Genomic DNA, 3982 nt, shown 5'->3' with positions numbered 1-3982 from the left:
GAGTGGTGGAATTGGTAGACACAAGGGATTTAAAATCCCTCGACTAACAAGTCGTGCCGGTTCAAGTCCGGCCTCGGGCACCACTTTTACTAAAGTCCTTTTAGTAAATTAAATAACCCACTATTTAAAATAAATCCTCAGTTTTATAATCAAACAATCATTTTATTTATGTTTTTGCTTATCTTTAAAAGTTAATAGCAATTGGCTTAATTAAATGAATGATTTGAAACAAGACAATCGTGCTTAAAGCAGAGCGTACGTATTGTTGTACCTTAGTGTTAGTTGATTAAACCTACATTACTTTTCCTATATCCCTTTGCAGCGGTCGAAAAACTACTTTTAACACTGTTTATTAAAGGGATTTTGCATAAATGCACGACTAATAGTGCATTTTAAAGTGTATTGCCAAAGCTAAATAGCTTGATGATTAAATACGTTCGTAAATGTATTAGCTGAAGTGTAGGTAAGGGCAGAAATAAAGTGAGAGCGCAAAGCGACACGAAGCCGCTTTGCTAAAGTATATAATGCTATAACTTTGTTTGTGCCTTATAGATAGGGTATTCGCTCATTAAGCCTTGAATAAGCGCTACGCACATTAAAATGAGCACAATTGAGAAAGGTAACGCTGTAGTTACGACTCCCGATTGCAAAGCTTGTAAGGCTTGAGAGCCTCCTACCCACAGTAATACGGCGGCTATAGCCCCTTCAATCGATGCCCAAAATATACGTTGTGGTACCGGCGCATCAATTTTCCCGCCAGCAGTTATACCATCTATCACAAGTGAGCCAGAGTCAGAAGAGGTTATAAAAAACACTAAAACAAGCACAATTGAAATAACACTAATAAAGCTACTTAGCGGAAGTTGCTCATAAACCTGAAATAGCGTTACTGAGATATCAGTTAACCCGTTTTGTCCAAGCGGGCCTATTTTATCAATAATTTGTGAAATGGCTAAATTACCAAATACGCCCATCCAAACTAAACTTAATAGTGTTGGCAAGCCAATGACGACCAATAAAAACTCTCGCACGGTACGGCCCTTAGATACTCGGGCAATAAACATTCCGACAAATGGCGACCACGATATCCACCATGCCCAGTAAAATACTGTCCAGGCATGCATCCAGTCTTCATCTTCCCGGCCAAACGGATTACTAAGCGGGAGCATGTGTTCTACATATGCACCAAAGGTAAACCATATAGCCGTAATTGAATCACTAAAAGTAAGGGATATGATGGCTACAAGTAAAATAAATGCACATATAAGGTTTATGTTACTAAGTACTTTCACCCCCCCCTCAATACCTTTAATAACAGACACAATAGCAATACAGGTAACGAGCGCTATAACCGTAATTTGAAAAGCGGTACCGTAGTCTGTGCCCATTAAATAATTAATACCACTTGTTGCTTGCTGCGCCCCTAAACCAAGAGACGTTGCTAAACCAAAAAGCGTAGAGAGTACAGCAAGAATGTCGATAACATGACCCAGCCAACCCCAAGCACGATCGCCAAATAAAGGGTAAAACACGGATCGTATAGATAATGGAAGGCCTTTATTGTAGGCAAAAAATGCTAAACTAAGTGCAACAATGGCGTAAATTGCCCAGCCATGTAAACCCCAGTGATACATGGTGGCACCCATGGCTAAAGAGTGAGCTTCTGGGGTGTTTGGCTGTGCATTCATTGGCATTAAGTACCAATCAGTAAAATAAGCTGCGGGCTCTGCAACACCCCAAAACAGTAAACCTATCCCCATTCCTGCTGCAAATAGCATTGCCAACCATGAAAGATAACCATGTTCAGGTTTTGCATCAACACCTCCTAAGCGAATTTTGCCAAGAGGGGAGAGCGCAAGTGCAAAGCAAAATAATACGAAACCATTAGCAATCAACATGAAGTAACTATCAAATTTATTGATAATGGCATCTTTAGTTGAGGTAAGTGCTTCCCTGACGACTTCAGGGTCAAGCAATAAGGTAAGGGCAACAAATAGTATGACTAAAAATGCGCTTATTCCAAACACGGGATTATGAACATCAAACCCCCATTTTTGTACGTTATCTTGACCTACTTGATAATCGGTAGTGTCAATACTGTATTTGTTCAATTGGTCATCCATCATGACTCCTTTATATTATAGATAACAAACTTAAATTTTATTGTACGTAAGTAAATTAAAAAGCGCCTATTACTGATATTTAATTATGGTATATATCTTTGAAATACATTAATAAAATTTTATATAGTTTGTAAGGCAAAAAAAAGCGAGCATATGCTCGCTTAATAATTTTTCAATTTAGTGTTACTTCCACGCGTTAGGATCAACCTCTTTGGCAAGCTTAGGGTGCTTGGCTTTGTTAAACGTAGGTAGTACACCTTGCTTATTTTGTGCGTTGTAATCTTTTGATAACCATACAACAACACCAGAGAGCATAAACAGTGCAACTACGTTTACAATAGCCATTAGGCCCATAGAGATATCAGCAAGTGTCCAAATAATCCCTAGTTCACCAATGGCGCCAAACATAACCATACCTAATACCAATAACCTAAATATAAACATTCCTTTATTAGAGTTATGTTCTAAAAACATTAGGTTTGTTTCGGCATATGAGTAATTCGCTACAATAGAGGTAAATGCAAAAAACAAAATGGCAATGGCAATAAAGTAAGTGCCCCAATCACCTACGTGCTCTTGCAGTGCAGCTTGTGTTAACTCTATTCCTAATACACCCGATTCAGGCACAAGTTGATTAGACAGTAAGATTAATGAGGCTGTGGCTGTACAGATCACAATAGTATCTATAAATACACCTAGCATTTGCACATACCCTTGCGAGGCTGGGTGCGGAGGGTAAGGGGTTGCCGTTGCTGCAGCATTAGCTGCGCTACCCATACCTGCTTCGTTTGAAAACAAACCGCGCTTAATACCTTGGATCATAGCTTGTGTTACACCATAGCCAATGGCACCGGCGCCTGCTTGCTCTAAACCAAATGCACTTTTTACTATAAGTACAATAACATCAGGCAAAGCAGTGAAGTTTACTGCACATACATATATAGCAACTAGCAAATAGGCAAGCGCCATAAATGGAACAACCATTTCGGCAAAACGTGATATTGTTTTTAATCCACCAAAAATAATGATGCCAGAGCCAATCACAAGTGCTATGCCTACTATATACTTAGGTACATCAAACGCTACTTCAAATGCGGCAGCAATAGAGTTTGACTGTACAGCATTAAATACCAGGCCAAAGGCTAAAATTAAGCACAGTGAAAACAGGACACCCATCCAGCGTTTGCCTAAACCGCGCTCCATATAATAAGCAGGGCCGCCTCTAAAGTTGCCATCAGCGTCTTTAGTTTTATAAGCTTGTGCTAATGTACTCTCAGCAAAACTAGTTGCCATACCTATTAAAGCAATCAGCCACATCCAAAATATAGCGCCAGGGCCACCTAAATAAAGTGCCACGGCAACACCGGCCATATTACCTGTTCCAACACGCGCGGCTAAAGAAGTACAAAAAGCTTGAAAAGAAGAAATCTCATCACCACCACATTTACGTGAGCCAAACATAACTTTAAACATATGGGGGAATTGTAAAAATTGAATAAAGCCCAACCGAATGGTAAAAAAGACACCTGCTGCTATTAATAAGTAGACGAGAACTTGGCCCCAAAGTAAGGCACTTATACTATTTATTATATCTGTCATGAATACTACCTAAGTACATGAGTTGAAAAAGTGCTGGCAACTTACCATAACGAATCAAAAGAGTTTAGTTTTAAAAGCAAAAAAGCAGTCTTATCCACAAGCTTTTGTGGGTAACATGTGCTTTTAATGTGGGCTTCTTATGGGTATAAATTAAATGCAATTTTATTAAATAAAACGCTTGCGTAAAAATCCGTTCTCCCTATAATGCGACCCCACTGAGACGGCAGAGCAGGCAACGCTTAGCGAGGCAAGCAAACGAC

2 protein-coding genes are annotated in these 3982 nt (G+C 39.4%); both read right to left on the bottom strand.

The window, feature by feature from the left end:
- Positions 1-527: 527 nt before the first annotated feature.
- Complete coding sequence (locus tag AN391_RS19665) at positions 528-2123, bottom strand: BCCT family transporter (protein ID WP_055016957.1); 1596 nt, start codon at positions 2121-2123, stop codon at positions 528-530.
- 183 nt (positions 2124-2306) lie between these two features.
- Positions 2307-3722, bottom strand: coding sequence for a sodium:alanine symporter family protein (locus AN391_RS19660; protein ID WP_055016956.1), 1416 nt, complete (start codon positions 3720-3722; stop codon positions 2307-2309).
- Positions 3723-3982 lie beyond the last annotated feature (260 nt).

It is taken from the genome of Pseudoalteromonas sp. P1-13-1a (assembly GCF_001401875.1).
Taxonomy (GTDB): Bacteria; Pseudomonadota; Gammaproteobacteria; order Enterobacterales; family Alteromonadaceae; genus Pseudoalteromonas.
The sequence above is the reverse complement of the archived record's forward strand: the minus strand, read 5'-3'. Positions and strand labels throughout refer to the sequence as shown.